General features: G+C 69.8%; 27 protein-coding genes and 1 tRNA gene. 16 read left to right on the plus strand and 12 right to left on the minus strand.

Annotated features, from left to right (window positions below; translation table 11 throughout):
• Positions 1-4 precede the first annotated feature (4 nt).
• Positions 5-682 carry an SGNH/GDSL hydrolase family protein gene (locus HNR30_RS41720; RefSeq protein WP_181615748.1) on the plus strand — a complete coding sequence of 226 codons (678 nt, stop codon included), beginning with the start codon at positions 5-7 and terminating at the stop codon, positions 680-682.
• Between the two features lie 22 nt (positions 683-704).
• On the opposite strand, the gene HNR30_RS41725 is transcribed toward HNR30_RS41720, so the two are convergent.
• The 7 genes from HNR30_RS41725 to HNR30_RS41755 all read right to left on the minus strand — a co-directional run bounded on the left by HNR30_RS41725 (position 705) and on the right by HNR30_RS41755 (position 4,960).
• Positions 705-1,073, minus strand: coding sequence for a DUF2516 family protein (locus HNR30_RS41725; protein WP_181615749.1), 369 nt, complete (start codon positions 1,071-1,073; stop codon positions 705-707).
• A gap of 86 nt (positions 1,074-1,159) precedes the next feature.
• Positions 1,160-1,582 (minus strand): hypothetical protein, encoded by a 423-nt coding sequence (locus tag HNR30_RS41730; RefSeq protein WP_181615750.1) that lies wholly within the window; start codon positions 1,580-1,582, stop codon positions 1,160-1,162.
• Positions 1,583-1,585: 3 nt separating this feature from the next.
• The gene (locus HNR30_RS41735; protein WP_181615751.1) at positions 1,586-2,047 is read right to left on the minus strand and encodes a helix-turn-helix domain-containing protein; all 462 of its coding nucleotides are present in this window, start codon (positions 2,045-2,047) and stop codon (positions 1,586-1,588) included.
• A 64-nt stretch (positions 2,048-2,111) separates the two neighbouring features.
• The gene (locus HNR30_RS41740; protein ID WP_181615752.1) at positions 2,112-3,014 is read right to left on the minus strand and encodes a M56 family metallopeptidase; all 903 of its coding nucleotides are present in this window, start codon (positions 3,012-3,014) and stop codon (positions 2,112-2,114) included.
• Positions 3,011-3,367 carry a BlaI/MecI/CopY family transcriptional regulator gene (locus HNR30_RS41745; RefSeq protein ID WP_181615753.1) on the minus strand — a complete coding sequence of 119 codons (357 nt, stop codon included), beginning with the start codon at positions 3,365-3,367 and terminating at the stop codon, positions 3,011-3,013. Before HNR30_RS41745 ends, HNR30_RS41740 begins: the two co-directional genes overlap by 4 nt.
• Before the next feature lie 71 nt (positions 3,368-3,438).
• Positions 3,439-4,215, minus strand: coding sequence for a class I SAM-dependent methyltransferase (locus HNR30_RS41750; protein ID WP_181615754.1), 777 nt, complete (start codon positions 4,213-4,215; stop codon positions 3,439-3,441).
• A gap of 4 nt (positions 4,216-4,219) precedes the next feature.
• Complete coding sequence (locus tag HNR30_RS41755; protein WP_181615755.1) at positions 4,220-4,960, minus strand: SDR family NAD(P)-dependent oxidoreductase; 741 nt, start codon at positions 4,958-4,960, stop codon at positions 4,220-4,222.
• Between the two features lie 72 nt (positions 4,961-5,032).
• Between HNR30_RS41755 and mshA the strand changes: the two genes are divergently transcribed.
• The 4 genes from mshA to HNR30_RS41775 are packed head-to-tail and all read left to right on the plus strand — an operon-like array spanning position 5,033 to position 8,034.
• The gene (gene mshA / locus HNR30_RS41760; RefSeq protein ID WP_312895024.1) at positions 5,033-6,301 is read left to right on the plus strand and encodes a D-inositol-3-phosphate glycosyltransferase; all 1,269 of its coding nucleotides are present in this window, start codon (positions 5,033-5,035) and stop codon (positions 6,299-6,301) included.
• Positions 6,298-6,759 carry a type III secretion system chaperone family protein gene (locus tag HNR30_RS41765; protein ID WP_181615756.1) on the plus strand — a complete coding sequence of 154 codons (462 nt, stop codon included), beginning with the start codon at positions 6,298-6,300 and terminating at the stop codon, positions 6,757-6,759. The genes mshA and HNR30_RS41765 overlap by 4 nt, the downstream gene beginning before the upstream one ends.
• Before the next feature lie 10 nt (positions 6,760-6,769).
• Positions 6,770-7,513: a phosphoglyceromutase gene (locus tag HNR30_RS41770; RefSeq protein ID WP_181615757.1), complete on the plus strand. Its 744-nt coding sequence runs from the start codon at positions 6,770-6,772 to the stop codon at positions 7,511-7,513.
• Positions 7,513-8,034 (plus strand): GNAT family N-acetyltransferase, encoded by a 522-nt coding sequence (locus tag HNR30_RS41775; RefSeq protein WP_246380196.1) that lies wholly within the window; start codon positions 7,513-7,515, stop codon positions 8,032-8,034. The genes HNR30_RS41770 and HNR30_RS41775 overlap by 1 nt, the downstream gene beginning before the upstream one ends.
• A 38-nt stretch (positions 8,035-8,072) precedes the next feature.
• On the opposite strand, the gene HNR30_RS41780 is transcribed toward HNR30_RS41775, so the two are convergent.
• Together HNR30_RS41780 and phoU are read right to left on the minus strand one after the other, a co-directional pair.
• Positions 8,073-8,594 (minus strand): peptidoglycan-binding domain-containing protein, encoded by a 522-nt coding sequence (locus HNR30_RS41780; protein ID WP_181615758.1) that lies wholly within the window; start codon positions 8,592-8,594, stop codon positions 8,073-8,075.
• Positions 8,595-8,640: 46 nt separating this feature from the next.
• Entirely contained in the window at positions 8,641-9,285 is a 645-nt protein-coding gene (gene phoU / locus HNR30_RS41785; protein WP_181615759.1) for a phosphate signaling complex protein PhoU, read from the minus strand.
• Between the two features lie 113 nt (positions 9,286-9,398).
• Here phoU and HNR30_RS41790 point away from each other — a divergent pair, with 113 nt between their 5' ends.
• Together HNR30_RS41790 and HNR30_RS41795 are read left to right on the plus strand one after the other, a co-directional pair.
• Positions 9,399-10,571, plus strand: coding sequence for a sensor histidine kinase (locus HNR30_RS41790; protein WP_181615760.1), 1,173 nt, complete (start codon positions 9,399-9,401; stop codon positions 10,569-10,571).
• Positions 10,568-11,257, plus strand: a complete 690-nt coding sequence (locus tag HNR30_RS41795; protein ID WP_181615761.1) for a response regulator — start codon at positions 10,568-10,570, stop codon at positions 11,255-11,257. Before HNR30_RS41790 ends, HNR30_RS41795 begins: the two co-directional genes overlap by 4 nt.
• 145 nt (positions 11,258-11,402) lie before the next feature.
• Here HNR30_RS41795 and HNR30_RS41800 read toward each other — a convergent pair whose 3' ends face one another.
• Positions 11,403-11,993 carry a copper chaperone PCu(A)C domain-containing protein gene (locus HNR30_RS41800; protein WP_312895025.1) on the minus strand — a complete coding sequence of 197 codons (591 nt, stop codon included), beginning with the start codon at positions 11,991-11,993 and terminating at the stop codon, positions 11,403-11,405.
• Positions 11,994-12,228: 235 nt separating this feature from the next.
• On the opposite strand from HNR30_RS41800, the gene HNR30_RS41805 reads away from it, so the two are divergent.
• From HNR30_RS41805 to HNR30_RS41820, 4 genes are all read left to right on the plus strand, one after another.
• Positions 12,229-12,711: a CarD family transcriptional regulator gene (locus HNR30_RS41805; protein ID WP_181615762.1), complete on the plus strand. Its 483-nt coding sequence runs from the start codon at positions 12,229-12,231 to the stop codon at positions 12,709-12,711.
• Between the two features lie 17 nt (positions 12,712-12,728).
• On the plus strand, positions 12,729-13,208 hold the full coding sequence (gene ispF, locus HNR30_RS41810; RefSeq protein ID WP_181615763.1) for a 2-C-methyl-D-erythritol 2,4-cyclodiphosphate synthase: 480 nt from the start codon (positions 12,729-12,731) through the stop codon (positions 13,206-13,208).
• Positions 13,209-13,378: 170 nt separating this feature from the next.
• Positions 13,379-13,651, plus strand: a complete 273-nt coding sequence (locus HNR30_RS41815; protein WP_181615764.1) for a GlsB/YeaQ/YmgE family stress response membrane protein — start codon at positions 13,379-13,381, stop codon at positions 13,649-13,651.
• A gap of 93 nt (positions 13,652-13,744) precedes the next feature.
• Positions 13,745-14,020 (plus strand): GlsB/YeaQ/YmgE family stress response membrane protein, encoded by a 276-nt coding sequence (locus tag HNR30_RS41820; protein WP_181615765.1) that lies wholly within the window; start codon positions 13,745-13,747, stop codon positions 14,018-14,020.
• 59 nt (positions 14,021-14,079) lie between these two features.
• On the opposite strand, the gene HNR30_RS41825 is transcribed toward HNR30_RS41820, so the two are convergent.
• Positions 14,080-15,546, minus strand: coding sequence for a DUF2637 domain-containing protein (locus HNR30_RS41825; protein ID WP_181615766.1), 1,467 nt, complete (start codon positions 15,544-15,546; stop codon positions 14,080-14,082).
• A gap of 55 nt (positions 15,547-15,601) precedes the next feature.
• Here HNR30_RS41825 and HNR30_RS41830 point away from each other — a divergent pair, with 55 nt between their 5' ends.
• The 4 genes from HNR30_RS41830 to HNR30_RS41845 all read left to right on the plus strand — a co-directional run bounded on the left by HNR30_RS41830 (position 15,602) and on the right by HNR30_RS41845 (position 18,463).
• The gene (locus tag HNR30_RS41830) at positions 15,602-15,988 is read left to right on the plus strand and encodes a PPOX class F420-dependent oxidoreductase (RefSeq protein WP_181615767.1); all 387 of its coding nucleotides are present in this window, start codon (positions 15,602-15,604) and stop codon (positions 15,986-15,988) included.
• A gap of 43 nt (positions 15,989-16,031) precedes the next feature.
• Complete coding sequence (gene cysS / locus HNR30_RS41835; RefSeq protein ID WP_181615768.1) at positions 16,032-17,426, plus strand: cysteine--tRNA ligase; 1,395 nt, start codon at positions 16,032-16,034, stop codon at positions 17,424-17,426.
• A gap of 10 nt (positions 17,427-17,436) precedes the next feature.
• Positions 17,437-18,369, plus strand: coding sequence for a 23S rRNA (guanosine(2251)-2'-O)-methyltransferase RlmB (gene rlmB / locus HNR30_RS41840; protein ID WP_181615769.1), 933 nt, complete (start codon positions 17,437-17,439; stop codon positions 18,367-18,369).
• Between the two features lie 21 nt (positions 18,370-18,390).
• Positions 18,391-18,463, plus strand: a tRNA-Thr gene (locus tag HNR30_RS41845).
• A 132-nt stretch (positions 18,464-18,595) separates the two neighbouring features.
• Here the strand turns inward: HNR30_RS41845 and HNR30_RS41850 are convergent.
• Positions 18,596-19,762 carry a low temperature requirement protein A gene (locus HNR30_RS41850; protein ID WP_181615770.1) on the minus strand — a complete coding sequence of 389 codons (1,167 nt, stop codon included), beginning with the start codon at positions 19,760-19,762 and terminating at the stop codon, positions 18,596-18,598.
• Positions 19,763-19,935: 173 nt separating this feature from the next.
• Here HNR30_RS41850 and HNR30_RS41855 point away from each other — a divergent pair, with 173 nt between their 5' ends.
• Positions 19,936-20,373: a GNAT family N-acetyltransferase gene (locus tag HNR30_RS41855; RefSeq protein WP_246380197.1), complete on the plus strand. Its 438-nt coding sequence runs from the start codon at positions 19,936-19,938 to the stop codon at positions 20,371-20,373.
• Positions 20,374-20,643: the final 270 nt, after the last annotated feature.

Raw genomic sequence — 20,643 nt, forward strand, 5'->3', positions numbered from 1 at the left:
GGTCATGCGCGGCCTTGTCTCCCGCCGTTCGCAGGGACCGGCCGCCGCACTGTTGACGATATGTGCCCTCATTTCGGGCTGCACCTACGCCATCGGCGAATCCGCCGCCGATCCCGTGCCCACGCCCGTCATGCAGAAGGCCGCCCCCGTGATGATGGTCGTCGGCGACAGCTTCACCGTCGGCTCGGGCCCGGTGCCCGCCTGGGGAAGCTACGCCTCGGAGACCGCCAGGCTGCTGCGCTGGCAGCCGGTCATCGCGGGCGCGGGCGGCACCGGCTACGTCAACCGCGGGCGCGTCGGCCGCAACTTCCAGGAGTCGTTCGAGGCCGAGCTGGCCTGGCGCCCCGCCCCCGACCTGGTGGTCCTCTCGGGCGGCCACAACGACCGCCGCTGGACCACCCTGAAGGTGCGGCAGGCGGCCTCGTCGCTGCTGTGGGCGGTGCGCGGCCGGTGGCCGGAGACGCGCATCGTCATGCTGGGGCCGCTGTGGATGGGCAAGCCCCCGCCCAAGGCGTTCGCGGTGCGCGACGCGCTCGCCGAGGTGGCCGAGAGGGAGGGTGTGCACTTCGTCGATCCGATGCGGCGCCGGTGGACGGGACACGTCCTGCCCGACGGCGTGCATCCGACGGCCGCTGGCCACCGCGAACTGGCACGGTGGCTGGCGGAGAAGCTGAAGAGCTGACGGCCTACCAGGGCTACCAGGGCTACCAGGGGCCGTAGGGGCCCTGGTTGCCGCCGCGGCCGCCCATGCCCTTCACGGCGGGCTTGACGTCGACGATGTAGATGGTCGCCGCGATCACCGCGGCGATGGAGAACAGGCCCAGGCCGATCCCGATGAACTGCTGCGTGCCGACGGTCAGGAAGGCCAGCAGGTAGCTGTAGGCGCCGGCCCCGGAGAAGAGGGCGGCCAGGCCGGTGATGAGCAGCCAGATCGGCTTCTTGAGCTTGCCCGCCGCCAGGAAGGCGTTGGGCTGCACGCGTGCGGCATGGGCGAAGGCGTAGATCGACATGCCGAAGATGACGGCGGCGAGCACCAGGAAAAGCAGGTTGAATACGCCGTTGATCAGACCCATCTTCTCTCCCGCTCGTCCTCGCTGCGACCGAACCCCAGCCTATACGCGAAGAGCCCGTCCCCAGGGGGACGGGCTCTTGCGAAATGTCAGGCCTTGGTGGTGGGCTTGGCGGTGGTGCGCGGCTTCTTCACCGGAGCGGCCTTGGGCGGCTCGGCGGCCACGGAGACCTCCTCCAGCTCCAGCGCGGCCTCGCCGCTGGCCTTGCTGACGACCTTGCGGCCGCGGGTGACCGACGCCTCGTAGATGTCGGTCGCGGCGGCGCTGACCTGGTCGGCGTACACGCGGGCCTTGCTGGGCAGGTCGCGGACGATGTCCTCGGCCTTGGTGGCGGCCGCGCGGCTCTTCTCGGGAAGCTCGCGGGCCAGGTCGCCGGTGCTGACCTGGGTGCCGAGCTTCTGCAGCTGGCCGGGCAGCTCGCGGAGCTTCTCGACCAGGAAGTCGCCGGCGCCGGCGACGGCGTAGAACGGCTTGGACTCGGTGAACTTCTTGACCTCGGTGGCGAGCGTCATGTGTTACCCCTCCTGGGTGGACTGGTGACGGGTGCCGTTGCTCGAGGTGACCGCTTCGATCGCGGAGAGAAGCTCCTCTGGCAATGGCGACTCGTCGTCCGCTTGGTCGTCCGGCCCCCCGGCCGGGCGGTTCTCCTTGCGGAACGACTCGTAGATATCGATCAGCACCTGGCGCTGGCGCCCGGTGATGAAGGTGTCGGCCCGGATCGCGGCGATCACGTCGCTCGGTGGCTCGCGGTCCTCGATGAGGCCCGCCTGCACGTAGAGCGCCTGGGCGGAGATGTGCAGACCCTTGGCGATCTGGTTCAGGATCTCCGCGCTCGGCTTGCGCAGGCCACGCTCGATCTGGCTCAGGTACGGATTGGACACGCCCGCTTGCTCGGCGAGCTGGCGAAGAGAGATCTTCGCCTGCTGGCGTTGCTCACGGATGTATTCACCGATCGAGCCGACCTTGGGTAGTGCCATGCCTCATAGTCTGCCTCGCGGTGCTTGCAATTGCAAACGGAGTGCTAGCAATAGTTAGCGCAGGTCAGAGCGGGATTACCCACAAAAACGGCGCAGATGTGGTGAGAATCACGCAGAACGTCAGGATTCCATAGCGCATCCCGCGCGACAGGCCGGGGCCCGGCTTGATCAGCCGGTCGACCCGCGCCATCACGTGCGACTGCGCCCCGAGCATGCCGTGCGGGGCGGGCATCGCGCCTGCCGTACCGAACCTGAGCAGCGCGGTCGCGAGGCGGCGGGGGGAGACGTGGCGGCGGGCCCAGTCGTCGGCGGCCATCTCGATGAGCAGCTCGACCTGCGACTGCGCCTCGGCGACCACCTTCGACCACGGCAGGGCGGCGCGCAGCGCGCCGAAGGGCAGCAGCACCAGGTCGTGGCGCTCGCGCACGTGCGCCGCCTCGTGGGCGAGCACAGCGGCGAGCTCGTCCTGCGACAGCAGCTCCATCGTGCCCGCGCTGACGACGACCTCGGAGTTCCAGCCGGGCACGCAGTAGGCGGCGGCGCTCGGGTGGTCGAGCACGCGCACGCCGGGGATCTCGGGGTCTTCGCGGGCGATGAGAGCCAGCAGCATGCGGTGGCGGCGGCGGGCGCGCAGGGTCTGGACCCCGGCGGAGACGGTCACGGCGATGAGGACCGCCAGCAGCGACAGTCCGGCGATGAGCGCGAGCAGGTGCGGAAGGTCCCACGAGCCCGACGGCGAGCCGCCGCCGGCGAAGGCGACCAGGCCTTGGAGCACGCCCTGGTCATAGGGCTGAACGGCATAGGCCAGCAGGGCGCCCACGCTGGCCAGCCCCCAGGCGACGCCGAGCGCCTGCCACAGGAGGATCGCCACGCGAGGAGCGCGGTAGGTCCACCGCGCGGAAGTGAAGCGCCAGGCGCCGAGCGCGCAGCCCAGGGCCAGCGCGGCCAGCACCGCCGCGGTGATCACTCTTCCTCCAGCTCCAACAACGCCTTGCGCAGGATCTCCGCCTCGTCGCCCGAAACGGCCTTGGCGAAGCGTGCGAGGGCGGCCGAACGGTCACCCGTCATGTCGAGAGCCTCCAGCATAAGCTCGGCGACGTAGGAGTCGCGGCTTTCCGCCGGTTCGTAACGCCATGCCCGGCCGTCGCGGGTGCGCTCAAGGAAACCTTTGCGGGTCAGGCGGTCCAGGACGGTCATGACGGTGGTGGGCGCCAGATCGCGCTCGGCGATGAGGCGGCCGACCTCCCGGGCCGTCAGGGGAGTGTTCTCCGCCCAGAGGATGTCCATGATGCTGCGTTCGAGCTCGCCTAGACCCTTCACACTCACCAGCGTAGTACTACAGAGCGTCGAGCAGGCAGGCGGGGAGACATATCTCACTCGCCGGGGAGCCCTCACGGCGCCACGCAGCTCCAGGGCACACTCAGCTCACCCAGCCGCCATCGTGCCCGGCCGCCCAGTGGCGGGTGGCGGAAGACCGGCCAGTCCTGGGCCAGCAGCCCGGTCGCCCGCAGCCATCGTTGCCGCCGCCCGTGGTTCTCGTACGGCGCGGCGTGCGCCCAGGCGCGGTCCCAGTCGCGCAGGAAGGTGTGGATGCGCTCGCCGGGCACGTTGCGGTGGATGAGCGTCTTGGGCAGCCGGTCGGCCAGGTCGGAGGGGCGCTCGAAGGCGTCGAAGCGGGCGGAGAAGGTGAGCGTGCGCGGCCCTTCGCGATCGAGGCCGGCCCACACCGCCCGGTGGCCGGTCTCCGAGCAGGTGCCCTCCACCAGGACTCCGCCGGAGGCGAGTTTGCCGGTCAGCAGCTCCCAGTACGACCACGCCTCCGCCTCGCCGTACTGCCTGAGCACGTTGAACGCCCTGATCAGGGTCGGCGGCCGGTCGACGGGCAGCTCGAACCCGCCGAGCCTGAAGCTCAGGCCGGGCCGTTCGTACGGCTTGGCGACGGCGACCCTGGCAGGGTCGATCTCGATGCCGACGACCTGCGCGCCTCCCAGGCGCTGGAAGAGCTCCAGCGTCGTGACGGGGGAGGCGCCGTAGCCCAGGTCCACGATCAGGGGCCGGTCGGCGGTCCTGAGCAGATGCCCGTGGGCGGCCAGGATCCACCGGTCGGCACGGCGCAGCCGGTTGACACCCGTGGTGCCGCGCGTGATCGTCCCGACCGGTCTGGCCATGCGGCTAATTCTCCCGGTGGACCTTGTGCTGTGCGGCCTGGGCGCGCGGCCGGATGACGAGCCGGTCGATGTTGACGTGCCAGGGCCGCGTGACGGTCCAGGCGATGGCGTCGGCCACGTCGTCGGCGACCAGCGGTCCTGGCACACCCTCGTAGACCTTGTGGGCGCGCTCGGAGTCGCCGCGGAAACGGGTGAGGGAGAACTCCTCGGTCTGGACCATGCCGGGGGCGATCTCGATGATGCGCAGCGGCTGGCCGACCAGTTCCAGCCGGAGGGTCTCGACCATGGAGGTCTGGGCGTGCTTGGCGGCGCAGTAGCCGCCGCCGCCCTCGTAGGAGACCAGTCCGGCGACGCTCGTCAGCATGACGAGGACGCCGTCGCCCGTGGCGACCAGCTTGGGCAGCAGGGCCTGGGTCATGCGCAGGGAGCCGAGCACGTTGATGTCGTACATGCGCTGCCAGTCGTCGATGCGCCCTTCGGCGACGGACTCCAGGCCGATCGCGCCCCCGGCGTTGTTGACGAGCACGTCGACGCGCTCCAGGGACCCCGCCAGGGAGTCGACGGATTCCTGTGACGTAACGTCGAGGACAAAGGGGGTTATGTCCGAAATTTCGGACGCAAGCTTCTCCAGGCGGTCACCACGCCTGGCCGCCGCCACCACGTGAAATCCCTCAGCGGCCAGCCTGCGGGCGGTCGCCTCGCCGATCCCGCTGCTGGCGCCGGTCACCACAGCCGTCTTCTTCATGGGGCCAACCATAATGTGCCGGGAATGTCGCGTTGACCTGGATGGTTAGCAACCTTTTGGAGGTGATGTCCGGTGCGGCGCAGACGCGTGAACCGGGTCGCGACGATCAGCATGCACACGTCACCACTCGATCAGCCCGGCACGGGTGACGCGGGTGGCATGAACGTCTACATCGTCGAATCCGCAAAACGGCTCGCGCAGCTGGGGGTGGAGGTCGAGATCTTCACCCGGCAGACCGGCCGGGACCTGCCGCCGGTCGTCGAGCTCGCGCCCGGCGTCTCCGTGCGGCACGTGACCGCGGGGCCGTACGAGGAACTGGACCGCGCGGACATGCCCGCGCAGTTGTGCGCGTTCCTGTCGGGCGTGTTGCGGACCGAGGCCATGTACGAGCCGGGCCGCTACGACGTCATCCACTCCCACTACTGGCTGTCGGGCCAGGTCGGCTGGCTGGCGAAGGAACGCTGGGGCGTGCCGCTCGTGCACACCATGCACACGATGGCCAAGGTCAAGAACCTGCTGCTGGCCAAGGGCGACAGGCCCGAGCCCCAGGCACGCGTGCTCGGCGAGGAGCAGGTCGTCGAGGTGGCCGACCGCCTCGTCGCCAACACCGCCGACGAGGCGCTCGAACTGCGCGAGCTCTACTGCGCCCCCGAGGACCGCGTCGCCGTGGTGAACCCCGGCGTCAACCTCACCGTCTTCCAGCCCGCGTCGCAGGGCGCCGCCCGTCACCGCCTCGGGCTGCCGCAGAACGCGCACGTGCTGCTGTTCGTCGGACGCATCCAGCCGCTGAAGGCCCCCGACGTGCTGCTGCGCGCCGCCGCCCGCATGCTCATCGAGGAGCCCTCGCTGCGCGAACGGCTGGTCGTCGCCTGCGTCGGCGGGCCCTCGGGCAACGGACTGGCCCGCCCTGACGTGCTCGTCGACCTCGCCACGGAGCTGGGCATCTCCGACGTCGTGCGGCTCGTGCCCCCGGCCCCGCAGCACGAGCTCGCCGACTGGTACCGCGCCGCCGACGTGACCGTCGTACCGTCCTACAACGAGTCGTTCGGCCTCGTCGCCCTCGAATCGCAGGCCTGCGGCACCCCCGTCGCCGCCGCCGCCGTGGGCGGCCTGCGCACCGCCGTACGCGACGGCGTCTCCGGCGTCCTCGTCGACAGCCACGACCCGCAGGACTGGGCCTCCGTGCTCAACCGCTTCGTCACCAGCCCGCGCTGGCGCGACGGGCTGTCGTCGGGAGCACGCGCCCACGCCGCCGCCTTCGGCTGGTCGGCCACCGCCGCACGCCTCATGGAGGTGTACGCGGGAGCCGTCGCCAACGCGTCTCTTAGGGTTGCGGTATGAGGGAGATCCTGAAAGGGCTCGACGTCTCGTTCGAGGAGCCCCGGCCCGGCCACTTCCTGGTCAGGCTGCCCGGACAGCACAAGCTCGCCACCATGGCCTGGCTCATCGTCGGCGAGCAGGCGCTGCACGTCGAGGCCTTCTTCTGCCGTCAGCCCGACGAGAACCACGCCGAGTTCTACAAGTGGCTGCTGACCAAGAACGGCTCCATGTACGGCGTGCACTTCGCCCTCGACCCCGTGGGCGACGTGTACCTGGTGGGGCGCGTCCCGCTGACGGCCATCTCGCCTGATGAGATCGACCGCCTGCTCGGCTGCGTGCTCACGTACGCGGACGACGGCTTCGACAAGGCCCTTGAGCTGGGCTTCGCCTCCTCCATCCGGCGCGAGTGGGCCTGGCGGCTCAAGAACGGCGAGTCCACCGCCAACCTCCAGGCCTTCGCCCGCTTCGCCGCTCCCTAGGATGGCCTTCATGGCTACTTTGGTGCTGGTACGGCACGGCGAAAGCGAATGGAACGTCAAGGGTCTGTTCACCGGCTGGGTCGACGCCCCGCTGTCGGCGAAGGGCGAGTCCGAGGCGCGGCGAGCCGGTGAGCTGCTGATCGAGGCCGGCATCCGGCCCGACGTGGTGCACACCAGCCTGCTGAACCGGGCGATCCGCACCGCCAACCTGGCCCTGGAGACCGCCGACCTGCAGTGGCTGCCGGTCAAGCGCTCCTGGCGGCTCAACGAGCGCCACTACGGCGCGCTGCAGGGCAAGGACAAGGCGCAGACCAGGGCCGAGTTCGGCGACGAGCAGTTCATGCTGTGGCGGCGCTCCTTCGACGTGCCGCCGCCCCCCATCGCCGACGGCGACGAATACTCCCAGGTGGGTGACGCCCGCTACGCGTCGCTTCCCTCCGAGCTCATGCCGCGCACCGAGTGCCTCAAGGACGTCATCGACCGGGCCCTGCCGTACTGGTACGACCAGATCGTCACCGACATGGTCGCCGGCAGGGTCGTCATGGTCGCCGCGCACGGCAACTCGCTGCGCGCACTGGTCAAGCACCTCGACGGCATCTCCGACGAGGCCATCGCGGGCCTCAACATCCCGACCGGCATCCCGCTCGTCTACGAGCTCGACGCCGACTACCGCCCGGTCACGCCCGGCGGTCGCTACCTCGACCCCGACGCGGCCAAGGCCGCCATCGAGGCCGTCGCCAACCAGGGCCGCTGATGACCGTCACCCTCCGCCCCGTCGAGCCGCACGACCTCGACGTCTTCGACGCCGAGTTCCAGGGTCAGGACGGCGCCGGCGCCCACCAGTGGTTCGGCTACCGCAACCCGGTCGCACCCCGCCGGCGCCTGGCCGAGGACGGCATGCTCGGCGAGGAGGGCGGCGTGCTGACGATCTGCGACAGCGACGAGGTGGCGGGCCGCATCGAGTGGTCCAAGCTCCTGTGGGGACCTCCCGGCACGTCATGGTGCTGGGCGATCGGCATCCGGGTGCTGGCCGGCTTCCGCGGCCGCGGCATCGGCACCGAGGCGCACCGCCAGGTCGTCGCCTACCTGTTCGACCACACCAGGGCGCAGCGCATCCAGGCCAACACCGACGTGGCGAACGTGGCCGAGCAGCGCACGCTGGAGAAGGCCGGCTTCACCCGCGAGGGCGTCGTACGGCAGGCACAGTGGCGCGAGGGGCGCTGGCACGACCAGGTCCTCTACGGGATCACACGCGACGACCACCAGCAGAGGTGACAGGGCGCGAGCCGGGTGCGGCTCGCGCCCTTCCCCTCCTAGTCGTTGTTGCCCCAGGTGATCAGCGCGCGCCAGGTCTGCACGCCGACGATGCCGTCGATCGAGGTGCCGGTGAAACGCTGGAAGCGCCTCAGCTCGCGCTCGGTGTTGGTGCCGAAGGCGCCGTCCACCTGCTCTCGGATCAGGTGGCCGTTCTTGACCAGGCCCCACTGCACGGCGCGCACCTCCTCGCCCCTGTCGCCCGGCCGCAGCGTGTTGTCGGCGATCAGGCGCGTCCAGGTGTGCGCGCCCGCCACGCCGTCCTGCGGCAGCCCGACGAGGCCCTGGTAGGCCTTGACGAACTCCTCCGTGCGCTTGCCGTACACCCCGTCGGCGGGGATCGCCTTCACCCACATGTCGCGCTGGCCGCGCAGCAGGTGTTGCAGGATCAGGACGTTCGGGCCGCTCTCGCCGCCGCGCCGCAGGACCGGGTACGGGAACGTGGGCGCCGCCTGGGCGGCCACCGGGGCCACGACGAGCAGGCCCGCCGCGACGACGAGGATCGCGATGACTCTTTTCATGACTTCACCCCCTCGCACGCTTTGACGCCGATCGGGGGGTGAATGTTCAGGAGGGGCGCGAGCCGGTCACGAGGTAGACGACGTCGCGGGCGATGCGCACCGCGTGGTCGGCGTACCTCTCGTAGTAGCGGCCGATCAGCGTGATGTCGATGGCCGGCTCCAGGCCGTGCTTCCAGTCCTTGCCGAGGATCTCGCGGAAGAGCTTGCGGTGCAGCCTGTCCATGGCGTCGTCGTCGTGCTCCAGCTCCAGCGCCGATTCGACGTCGCGGCGGGCGATGCAGCTGCCGGCCTTGCTGACGATGTTCTCGGCGATCTGGCCCATCTCCAGGATGGTCGGGCGCATGTCGGCGGGGATGGCGGACTCGGGGTGACGCAGGCGCGCGACCTTGGCGACGTGCTCGGCCAGGTCGCCCATACGCTCCAGGTCGGTGCCCATGCGGAGCGCGGTGATGATCATGCGCAGGTCGATGGCGACGGGCTGCTGGCGCACCATGAGCTCGAAGACGGACGCCTCCACCTCCGCGAAGAGCCGGTTGACCTCCTCGTCACGGGAGATCACGCTCTCGGCCAGCTGCAGGTCGGCGTCGAGCAGGGCTGTGGTCGCCCGGGAGATGGCCGAGCGCACCAGGCGGGTCATTTCTACGAGGCGCCCGGTGAGGGCGTCGAGTTCTTCGTGGTAGGCGTCACGCATGGACTCAACGTACGTGCCTGGCGATGAACGACCCCCAACCGCTAAGTGAACTTTGCGGGAAGGGTCCAGGTCATGGGTCGGTGTCCTGGAAATACCCACCTACCATCGAAGACATGAGTGAGATGGCCATGAGCTTGGCCGCCTTGGCCGGATTCGTGGTGGGCGCGTTCGCCGTGCTGTTCTACCGCAACCAGATCGAGACGCCGAACCGGACCGAGTCGTCGCACGACGCGGAGGTCGGCGCGCTGCCGCAGGGCGTGGCCTCGGTGCTGGCGGTGCTCCCGTCGTCGGCCGTGGTGCTCGACGCCCACGACCGGGTGCTGCGGGCGAGTTCGGCGGCGCGGGCGTTCGGGCTCGTCAAGGGCGACCGGCTGATGGCGGCCGAACTGCTGGCGCTGGCCAGGCAGGTGCGAAGGGACGGCGAGATCCGCGAGAGCGAGATCGAGGTCGCCGGGCACCGCTTCGGCCAGGAGACCACCAGCTTCGCCGTACGGGTGGCGCCGCTCGGCTCGCACGGCCAGGTGCTCGTGCTGGCCGAGGACCAGACCGAGATGCGGCGGGTCGACGCGGTACGCCGCGACTTCGTCGCCAACGTCAGCCACGAGCTGAAGACCCCGGTGGGCGCGCTGAGCCTGCTGGCCGAGACCATCCAGGACGCCGCCGACGACCCCGAGGCGGTCACCCGCTTCGCCGGGCGCATGCAGCACGAGGCCGCCCGCCTCGCCTACCTGGTGCAGGACCTGATCACGCTGTCGCGCATCCAGGGCGCCGAGCCCATCCCGACCCCCGGCCAGGTGCTGATCGACGAGGTCGTGCACGAGGCCATCGACTACTCCACGACCAAGGCCGCGGGCAAGGACATCACGCTCGTCTCGGGCGGGCTGGAGGGCCTGCGCGTGTGGGGCGACGAGGAACTGCTCGCCACCGCGCTGCGCAACCTCATCGACAACGCCATCGCCTACAGCCCCGAGCACACCCGCGTGGTCGTCAGCACCAGGCCGGCCGGGGAATCGGTCGAGATCAGCGTCAGCGACCAGGGCATCGGCATCCCGGAGGAGGCCCTGGAGCGCATCTTCGAGCGATTCTTCCGCGTCGACGCCGCACGATCGCGCGCCACCGGCGGCACCGGGCTCGGCCTGGCCATCGTCAAGCACGTCGCCGCCGCCCACGGCGGCGAGGTGACGGTCTGGAGCAAGGAAGGCTCCGGATCCACGTTCACGCTGCGGCTGCCCGCCTTCGGCGGCACCGCGGTGGCAGTACCCAAACCCCTGGAGGCGGCCCTATGACGCGCGTTCTTGTTGTGGAGGACGAAGAGTCGTTCTCCGACGCCTTGTCCTACATGCTCCGCAAGGAGGGCTTCGAGGTCTCCGTCGCGGGCACCGGGCCCGAGGCGCTCGACATCTTCGACCGCAGCGGCGCCGACCTCGTGCTGCTCGACCTGATGCTGCCCGGCCTGCCCGGCACGGAGGTGTGCCGTTCGCTGCGGCAGCGCTCCAAGGTGCCGGTCATCATGCTGACCGCCAAGGACAGTGAGATCGACAAGGTGGTCGGCCTCGAACTGGGCGCCGACGACTACGTGACCAAGCCCTTCTCCTCGCGTGAGCTGGTGGCCAGGATCAGGGCGGTGCTGCGCCGGCAGGGCGACGTCACCGACGAGCCCGACAACGCCGTGCTGGCGGCCGGGCCCGTGCGCATGGACGTGGACCGGCACATCGTGTCGGTGCGCGGCTCGCAGGTGCAGCTGCCCCTGAAGGAGTTCGAGCTGCTCGAGGTGCTGCTGCGCAACGCCGGGCGGGTGCTGACGCGTGGCCAGCTGATCGACCGCGTGTGGGGCGCCGACTACGTGGGCGACACCAAGACCCTGGACGTGCACGTGAAGCGGCTGCGGGCCAAGGTGGAGGCCGACCCGTCGAACCCGCGGTGCATCCTGACCGTGCGCGGGCTGGGGTACAAGTTCGAGCCCAACGAGTGATCGCGCTTTGAGTACGGCGGAGCGGCCGGTTCCTTCGTGGAACCGGCCGCTCTTTCGTTCGGCGTCGGCGCTGTGCCAGAGGACGAAGTCTTCTTAACGGCGCCCAGCCCGCGCCGGGGTTGCCAGGAGGGTTGTCGGCAGGGTGTCAGTGCCCGCCCTCTTCTGCGTGCTCCGTGGGGCTCGCAGAGGGCGTCGGGGCGGGGGTGGCGCCCGGAGCCATCGGGTAGGCCGTGTATTCGCGGCTACGGGTCACCACGGGCACGTCCAGGGTCACGGCGCCGGCCTTGGCGAACTGGAAGGTGAGCTTGAAGCTCTCGCCGCCGTGGAGCGGCTTGGCCAGACCGTCGATCATCACCTGCGGGGTCGGCTTGCCGGTGTTGACAAGCTGGTTGGCGGGAAGCTCGATCGGGCTGGTGAGGGTGACCGTGCCCAGGCCCTCGGCGGTGACCGCCTGGAGGGCGTCGCCCGAGTAGGAGAGCGCGTTCAGGTACACCGGGGCCTTGCCGCCCTGGGCCAGCTGCGCGCCGGCGTCGGGGCCGAGGATGAACACCTGGGGGATGGTCAGGCCCTGCTTGCCGCCGTACGTCGGCAGGTCGGCCGCGTGGTCGATGAGCGCCGCGCCCTCGACCGGCATGTACGGCTTGTTGGTGTTGGCATGGAATCCGGCGGAACAGCCGGCCAGAACCGGGGCTGCCAGGAGCGCGGCGGCGGCGATAATCCAGCGTCGGCTGGTCACGAGGGAGTCTCCTTAGCATGGAGAGGAGTTGGCAGCGCCCACCTTATCCACCCGATTCCATGGTCATTCCCGCACCCCTGCAGGTCATTAGCTATGTCATGGTTTGCGATTCATAGAGTTGTAGGGATGTCAAGCCCAAATATGCGGCTTTGACCTGCAGTTATGGTGATTTCACTGTTCCGGGAGACTCTGGACGCGTGGTACCCTGGAGTACAGCGGAAGGGGTACTTGTCACATGACTTTCCAGGTCGGCGACACAGTCGTCTACCCCCACCATGGGGCTGCCAGGATCGAAGAAATCACAACCCGGACCATCAAGGGTGTGGAGAAGACCTACCTGGTGCTCAAGGTCGACAAGGGCGACCTTACCGTCCAGGTGCCGGCGGAAAACGCAGAACTCGTCGGCGTGCGCGACGTTGTCGGCCAGGAAGGCCTTGAGCGCGTTTTCGATGTTCTTCGCATGCCGCACACGGAAGAGCCGACCAACTGGTCGCGCCGTTACAAGGCCAATCTTGAGAAGCTCGCTTCTGGAGATGTGAACAAGGTCGCCGAAGTCGTTCGGGACCTGTGGCGGAGGGACCGCGAGCGCGGCCTTTCCGCGGGTGAGAAGCGAATGCTGGCCAAGGCTCGCCAGATACTGGTGAGTGAGCTCGCGCTGGCGGAGAAGACCAACGAAGACAAGGCCGAGGCCCTGCTCGACGAGGTTCTCAACTCCTGAACGCGAATCTTCCCCGGGTGGGCGTCGGTATCGACGTCCACCCGTTCGCATCTGGGCGCGAGTTGCACCTGGCCGGGCTCCACTGGCCCGGCGAGACGGGCCTCGAAGGCCACTCCGACGCCGACGTCGTCTGCCACGCGATCTGCAACGCCCTCCTGTCCGCGTCCGGTCTCGGTGACCTGGGCGCGGTCTTCGGCACGTCCGACCCCCGCTGGGCGGGCGCGTCCGGCGCCACGCTGGTGGCCGAGACCGTCAGGCTTGTCGGCGAGGCCGGCTTCCTGATCGGCAACGTGGCGGTCCAGGTCGTCGGTAACCGCCCGAAACTGGCTCCCCGGCGCCAGGAGGCCGAGAAGGTGCTCTCAGAGCTTGTGGGGGCTCCTGTGAGCCTCAGCGCCGCCACCACCGACGGACTGGGCTTCACCGGCCGCGGCGAGGGCCTCGGCGCGATCGCCAACGCACTCGTCGTGAACCAATCGCCCGAACAGCGCGTCAACTAACGGGATGCGTTGAGGGTATCCCGGCGGGCGGTGCCGACCAGTTTCGCGCTGGAAGCCCGTCGAGTTCGGGGGCGGCGGTTCGTCACTGGCGCGGTACGGGCCGCCGTCCTCCCCAACCAGGCGTACTTCCTGGCCGATCCGGGTATCTCCGCATGTGAGGGGGGATACGAATGATCGGATCGATCATCTGGGCCATCGTGTTCGGCATCGTCATCGGGGCCATCGCGCGGCTGCTCATTCCAGGCAAGCAGAACATCTCGCTGACGATGACCTGGCTCCTGGGCGTGGTCGGTGCGCTCGTCGGCACGTTCCTGGCGTACCTGTTCGGCGTCTCCGACACCCGAGGCATCAACTGGATCCAGTGGGCACTGCAGATCGCCTGCGCCGCCGTGGCCATCCTGATCGTCGCCATGCCGCGCTCAGGAGGGAAATCAGGCGTCTGACCTGGGGATTTTAGAAGGTCATGCATAACTGGTGGTGAGCGGGTAGCTCGCTGGCCGTGGGAGTGAAGGTGTCACCCTCACGGGGAGGTTTTCATGACCATCGAATCCATTCTCGGCGCAATCGTGATCGGCGCCGTCGTCGGCGCGATCGGCCGTCTGCTCATCCCTGGCCGCCAGGCCATCGGATGGATCCTGACGATCGTCGTCGGCATCGTCGCGGCGCTGATCGGTACGTTCATCGCCCAGGCGATGAACGTGTCCAACACGGCGGGCATCGACTGGATCGAGCTCGTCATGCAGGTGGTTCTGGCCGTCATCGGTGTCGGCCTGGTGGCCGGACTCCGGCGCGGTCGCGGTAGTCGTCTGTGACATAAGCGCTACAGGCCCGCTCCCACGACGAGGTGGGGGCGGGCCTGTTGCGTGCGTCCTTACTCGTCGCCCGGGGGGAGCGGGGTGCTCCTCAGCCTCCCGGCGGGCGCCTCGTTCAACGGGCGGCGGGCCGCCCGGGGGACCTCATCGGCGGCATCGGGGCCGTGCTCGGGGTCCGGGTTGTCGTGCTCGTGGTCGGGGTCGGGGCCGGCGGGGTGGACGAGCTTGTCGGTCGTGGCGGGCTTCACCCGATCACCCCACCGCACGGCCTTACGCACGGGCTCCGGCTCCGGCTCCGGCTCCGGCTCCGGCTCCGGCTCCGGCTCCGGCTCCGGCTCGGGCTCGGGGTCAGGCTCCGGCTCGGGCTGAGACTCCGGCTCGGGCAGCGGCGCGTCTTTAGGGGCGGGCGGCGGTTCGGGCTCGCTCAGCAGCTCAGGGCTGGGGGCAGTTTCCGGCAGCAGCTCGACGTCGCGGTCGAAGGCGCGCGACTCGGCACCCTGCTCGAGGTGCGGGGGGAGCTCATACTCATGGGCGTGCTCATACTCATGGCCGTGCTCGGCGTCCGACCCTGGCTCGGCGTAGTCAGCGGCCTCAACCTTCGGCCCGGCCTCCTCCGCCCTCGGCCCTGGCGCGGCGTAGGCGGAGACCTCTGACCTCGCCTCAGCCTCCGACCTCTCCCAAGGCTCGGGCTCCGGCGGCGCCTGGGGCTCCGGCATCGGCTCGGGCTCCGGCATCGGCTCGGGTTCGGGCATCGGCTCGGGTTCGGGCAGCGGCTCGACCGGCTCCACCGGGCCAGGCACCGGCTCCGGCCCCGGAATCGGCACCGGAATCGGCACAGGCACCGGCTCGGGCTCCGGGAGCGGCTTCGGCTCCCGCTTCCTCTTCGGCCTGCTCGGAAAGGGGATCGGCTCAGGCACCGGCTCCGGATCCGGCAGCGGCTCCGTCCTGGGCTCGGGCACCTGACGCCCCAACGGCTCGGCGGCACCCGCAACCGCCGCCGACTCCCTCCCGTCGTCCTCCCAGGGCAGCGCCGGAATCGCCTGCCGCTTCCCCTGCTCGAACGGCACCAGATCCGGCTCCGCCGTACCCTCGCCCCGCGAGCTGCGGCGCTCCTGCACGTGCTTAATGATCACCAGCCACAACCACAGCGCGATCGCCAGCATCACCCAGGGCGCCACGGCGACGCCGACGGCCGCGTGCCGTACGTCGAAACGGAACCCCACCACCGCCCCGACGTTGGCCGCGCCGGCGGCCACGATCAGGAGCACGAGCACCAGCCCCGCCTGTGCCCGCACGAGCAGCCCGCCGGCGCTCAGCAAAAGCACGGCGAGCAGGGCGACGAGCAGCAGCGCCGAGAAGCCGACGGGGTAGAGGAAGGCCAGGTCGGGCGAGGCCCCGCCGCTGAGGGCGAGGTCGCGCAGGTCGTGGAAGGACAGAGCGCAGGCGGTGCCGGCGAGTGCGGCGACGGCGAGCCCGGCGAGGGCGACACCCAGGCGGCGCAGCGTGGAAGGGGGAGTCACGTCCATGGCGATTTCGAGCCTACAGAAGAATGGGGTGGGAAACCGATCAAGGGGGAATCACATGGGCGAGCTGTCAGCGGGCGCGCGCAAGTACTTCGACGCGGCCAACTACGCGACCGTGACGAGCATCAATCCCGACGGTGGGCCGCAGTCCACGGTGGTCTGGGTGCGGACCGACGGCGACGACATCCTGTTCTCGACCGTCAAGGGCCGTCGCAAGCACCGCAATTTCGCGCGTGACCCGCGCGCGAGCATTCTGATCATCGATTCCGACAATCCTTATGTATACGTCGAAGTGCGTGGAAACGTGACGATGGAGGATGATCCGACCGGGTCGCTCATTCAGGAGCTGTCGCGCAAGTACTCGGGACAGGACTGGAAGGAGCCGGAGGGCAATGAGAGAGTGATCGTGCGCGTGACGCCCGAGAAGGTGACGCTACGGGGCTGACAAATCAGCATGCGACGTCGCGCGAGGCGTTAGCCTTGCCTTTGTGAGCCTGCGCCTTTACGACACCAGCACCCGCACAGTCCGCGAGTTCGTCCCGGTCGAAGCCGGCCGGGTGTCGATCTACCTGTGTGGTGCCACCGTGCAGGCTCCGCCGCATATCGGTCACATCCGCTCGGGCGTCAACTTCGACGTGCTGCGCCGATGGCTCACGCGCTCCGGCTACGACGTCACCTTCTGCAGGAACGTCACCGACATCGACGACAAGATCATCCGGGTCGCCGCGGCCGACGATGTGCCGTGGTTCGTGATCGCCGAGCGCAACCAGCGTGCCTTCACCTGGGCCTACGACCAGCTCGGCTGCCTGCCGCCCACGGTCGAGCCGCGCGCCACCGGCCACGTCCCCGAGATGATCACGCTGATGCAGCGCCTGATCGACCGCGGCCACGCCTACGCCTCGGCCGGCGACGTCTACTTCGACACGCAGTCGTACGCCACGGAGTACGGCTCGCTGTCGAACCAGAAGCTCGAGAACATGCGTGCCGCGGCCGACTGCGACGATGACTCGGCCAAGCGCGACCCGCGCGACTTCGCCCTGTGGAAGGGCGAGAAGCCCGGCGAGCCCACCTGGCCCACCCCCTGGGGCCCCGGGCGTCCCGGCTGGCACCTCGAGTGCTCCGCGATGGCCACCAAGTACCTCGGGCCGACGTTCGACATCCACGGCGGCGGCCTCGACCTGATCTTCCCGCACCACGAGAACGAGATCGCCCAGTCCCAGGCGGCCGGCGACGGCTTCGCCCGCTACTGGATGCACAACGGCATGCTCAAGATCGGCGCGGAGAAGATGAGCAAGTCGCTCGGCAACTCCCTGCTCATCCCCGACCTGCTGAAGAAGGTGCGCGCCGCCGAGCTGCGCTACTACCTGGCCACGCCGCACTACCGCTCCTCCATCGACTTCTCCGAGGAGTCGCTGCTGGAGGCCGCCGCGGCCTACCAGCGCATCGAGGGCTTCGTCACCCGCGCCGCCGAGGTCATCCACGACGTCGACGCCCACGCGCCCCTCCCGCAAGCCTTCGCCGACGCGCTCGACGACGACCTCGGCACGCCCCAGGCGCTCGCCGTCGTCCACGAGGTCGTCAGGGAAGGCAACGTGGCCCTGAGCCGCGGCGACAAGGAGGCCGTGGCCCGCCTGCTCGCCGAGACCCAGAACATGCTCGACGTCCTCGGCCTCGACCCGCGCTCCGCCCAGTGGCGCGGCGACAGCTCCGACCTCACCCCCGTCGTCGACGCGCTCGTCAAGGTCGCCCTGGAGCAGCGCGCCGCCGCCCGCGCCCGCAAGGACTACTCCGCGGCCGACGCCATCCGCGACGGCCTCACCGCCGCGGGCATCACCGTCGAGGACACCCCCCACGGGGCTCGTTGGCAGCTGTCACGCGGGTAACCTTGGTGCCATGAGGAAACGGGGTCCGCTCAAAGGCAGCGGCGGAAAAGTACGTCGCAGTCTGGAAGGCAAGGGCGCGACGCCACCGAAGGAAGCGCGCCACTGGTACAAGGACAAGGCGCGCACCGAGCGCATCGCGCGTGAAGACCGCGGCGGAGGCTCCCGCCCGTCGTCCGCGCCGCGCCAGCGCAAGTCCGACGACGCGCCCGAGTACATCGGCGGCCGCAACCCGGTCGCCGAGGCCCTCGCCGCCGGCGTGCCCGCCTCGGCGCTCTACGTCGCCTCGCGCCTCGACGGCGACGACCGCGTGCGCGCCTCGCTCAAGCTCGCCGCCGAGCGCGGCATCGCCCTGCTCGAGGTCAGCCGCGACAAGCTCGACCGCCTCACCGAGGGCGCCGTCCACCAGGGCATCGCCCTCCAGATCCCGGCCTACGACTACGCGCACCCGTCCGAACTCATCGAGATCGCCCAGGACGCCGCCGAGATCCCGCTGATCGTCGCCCTCGACGGCGTCACCGACCCGCGCAACCTCGGCGCCATCGCCCGCTCCGCCACCGCCTTCGGCGCCCACGGCCTCCTCGTCCCGTCCCGCCGCTCCGCCGGCGTCACCGGCGGCGCCTGGAAGACCTCCGCCGGCACCCTCGCCACCATGCGCGTCGCCCGCGCCGCCAACCTCACCGCCGCCCTGCGCGAATACCGCGAGGCCGGCATCTTCGTCGTCGGCCTCGACGGCGAGGCGACCGTGGACCTCGACGAGGTGTCACTCCTCGGCGAACCTCTCGTCATCGTGGTCGGTTCAGAGGGCAAGGGACTGTCGCGGCTGGTGCGGGAGCAGTGCGACTACGTGGCACGCATCCCCATGTTCGCGGCGGCGGAGTCGCTGAACGCGGGGGTCGCGGCGGGGATCGCGTTGTACGAGGTCGCTCGTCAGCGGCGCCGGTGAGCGTCTAGACTGTTAGGCCGTGCCGACTTAGCTCAATCGGTAGAGCATCTGTCTTGTAAACAGAAGGTCAGGGGTTCGATTCCCCTAGTCGGCTCTGCTGCACGAAGGCCCTTCCGGGTGATCCGGGGAGGGCCTTCGTGGTCTCAGGGCGGCGGCGACCTACTCGTGATGCCAGACCACGGGGCCTGATCCGCGCGCCATGCTGCCCCGCAGTCGGCAATCCGCCTCAAGGGGATGGGGAGAGGGCTCGGGGTCGGTATCTGATGCGCCACAGCGGTCCGAGCAGTAGCAGGGTGACGACGATCCAGCCGGGAGATCCCAGGCCGAACACGCCGACCACGAGTGGCAGCAGCGTGGTGGGGAGGGCGTAGGCCCACGTCCAACGTCGTTCGGCGCCGGCCGTGGCGCCCAGCAGCGTCGACGCCGCGAAGGTGGCGGTGAGCCCGAGGCACATCACGGTCAACACGCCTCCCGGAAGCGGTGAGTCCGGATGTTCCGCGCTCACCCCGAGTCCGGCGGCAAGCGCGGCGATCCCTCCGGTCATCACGAAGTGCGCGGGCAGCAGGGCTGCGGGTCTTGGCCGGTGGCCGGGAGGCAGAGGGGCGGAGCTGACTCCGTACTGGAAGGCGAGCCACCACAGGGCGACCACCATGGCGAAGGCGGCAAGGGCGGTCAGGCCGAGGGAGAAGTCCCATGGCGTCGCGGAAGCGCCGACCACGACCTGCATGACCGCCTCGCCCAGCACGATGATCACGAACAGGCCGAGCCGCTCCTCCAGATGACTGATGTCCAGTGCTCCGAGCGTGGCCCGTTCCCGGGACTTGTGCTGGAGCTCCCTCTTGCGGATGCGCGTCATGATGCGGTCGGGGTGGCGGCTCCGCCGTACTGAGATCAGAACGTCGAACACGATGCCGATGAACCACAGCTGGTAGGTCAGCGGTGGATCCAGGAAGAGGGAGGCGATCCACGGTCCCAGCGCCAGTCCGCGACCCAGCTGGACTGCGGGCCAGGAGGTGACCACCGTGCCCGCGCGGCGCAGGGTGCCGCCGACGGCCATCCGGCAGATGACGTAGGCGAGGGCGAAGGCGAAGTCGCGGGTGTCTTGCACCTCCGGCAGCCGGTGGTCCACACCGGGTACCGCCGCGGCCATGACACCCATGCCGAACATGCCGACCAGCACCGAACGCGTTCTCACCCGGTCGGCGACCACGTTGGCGTACAGCGTGTAGGAGATCCACACGCTCCAGATGGCGTAGAACAGCATGAACGTGACGATCGCGCTGCCCAAGGTCGGCTCGTGCAGCCGATGCGCCAGCTGGACGACGGCCACGACCACGACGAGGTCGAAGAAGAGCTCAAGCCAGCTGGCGTGCCGTTCCCCCGATACGGTCACTCACCGAGATTAGCCGTTCGGGCTGGTGACGGCCTGGGAGCGCGCCCAACGTTCGCGGGCCGGCGCAGGGTACGGGGATTGTGCTGGCCGGAGCGCGCAGATCAGGGGCCGCCGGGGGAGCTTTCCGCCGAGGCGGGTGAGGGATGGTGGCTACCGTGGCGAGGTGGTGACTTATGGAGATGCCGACCGAGTTGGTGACCGAGCGGCTGCGGTTGCGGCAGTGGGTGGCGGCCGATGCCGAGGGGTATCGCGGCCTGTGGCTGGAACGAGACCCGCGAGCGCTGCGCCGCATCGGCGCCGATGGACGTCCGACGGTCGACGACTTCCGCGCCTGGATTCTCGACGACCCCCTGACGAAGGAGGCCGGTCTCGGCCTGATGCCGATCGAGTTGCGCGCCACCGGTGAGTTCATCGGGTATTGCGGTCTGATCGTCGGCCAGGCGTCGTTCGACGAGCCCGAGATCGCCTACGAACTGGCGCGGCGCGCTCACGGGCATGGTTACGCGACGGAGGCGGCCCGGGCTGTGGTCGAGGCGGCTGCCCGCACGGGGCGGCGGCGGTTGTGGGCGACGGTGCGGGAGTGGAACGCGCCCGTCGTTCCGCGTGCTTGAGAAGGTCGGTTTCCATCGGAGCGGGCGCGTCACGGAGGATGCCGAGCGCGGCGATTCGGTCTGGATGACGCGCGTGCTCGAGCCGGGGTAGGGCTGTGCCGGGCGGGTGGGCCCGGCACAGCTCCCGGCATAGCCGCCCCGGCACAGCCCCCCGGCACAGACGCCCCGGCAGAGCCGCCCGGCAGAGCCGCCCGGCAGAGCCGCCCGGCAGAGCCGCCCGGCAGAGCCGCCCGGCACAGAGCCCCCCGGCACACCCGGGGGTGGCTAGTG

The organism is Nonomuraea soli, from assembly GCF_013761175.1.
GTDB classification, from domain to species: Bacteria; Actinomycetota; Actinomycetes; order Streptosporangiales; family Streptosporangiaceae; genus Nonomuraea; species Nonomuraea soli.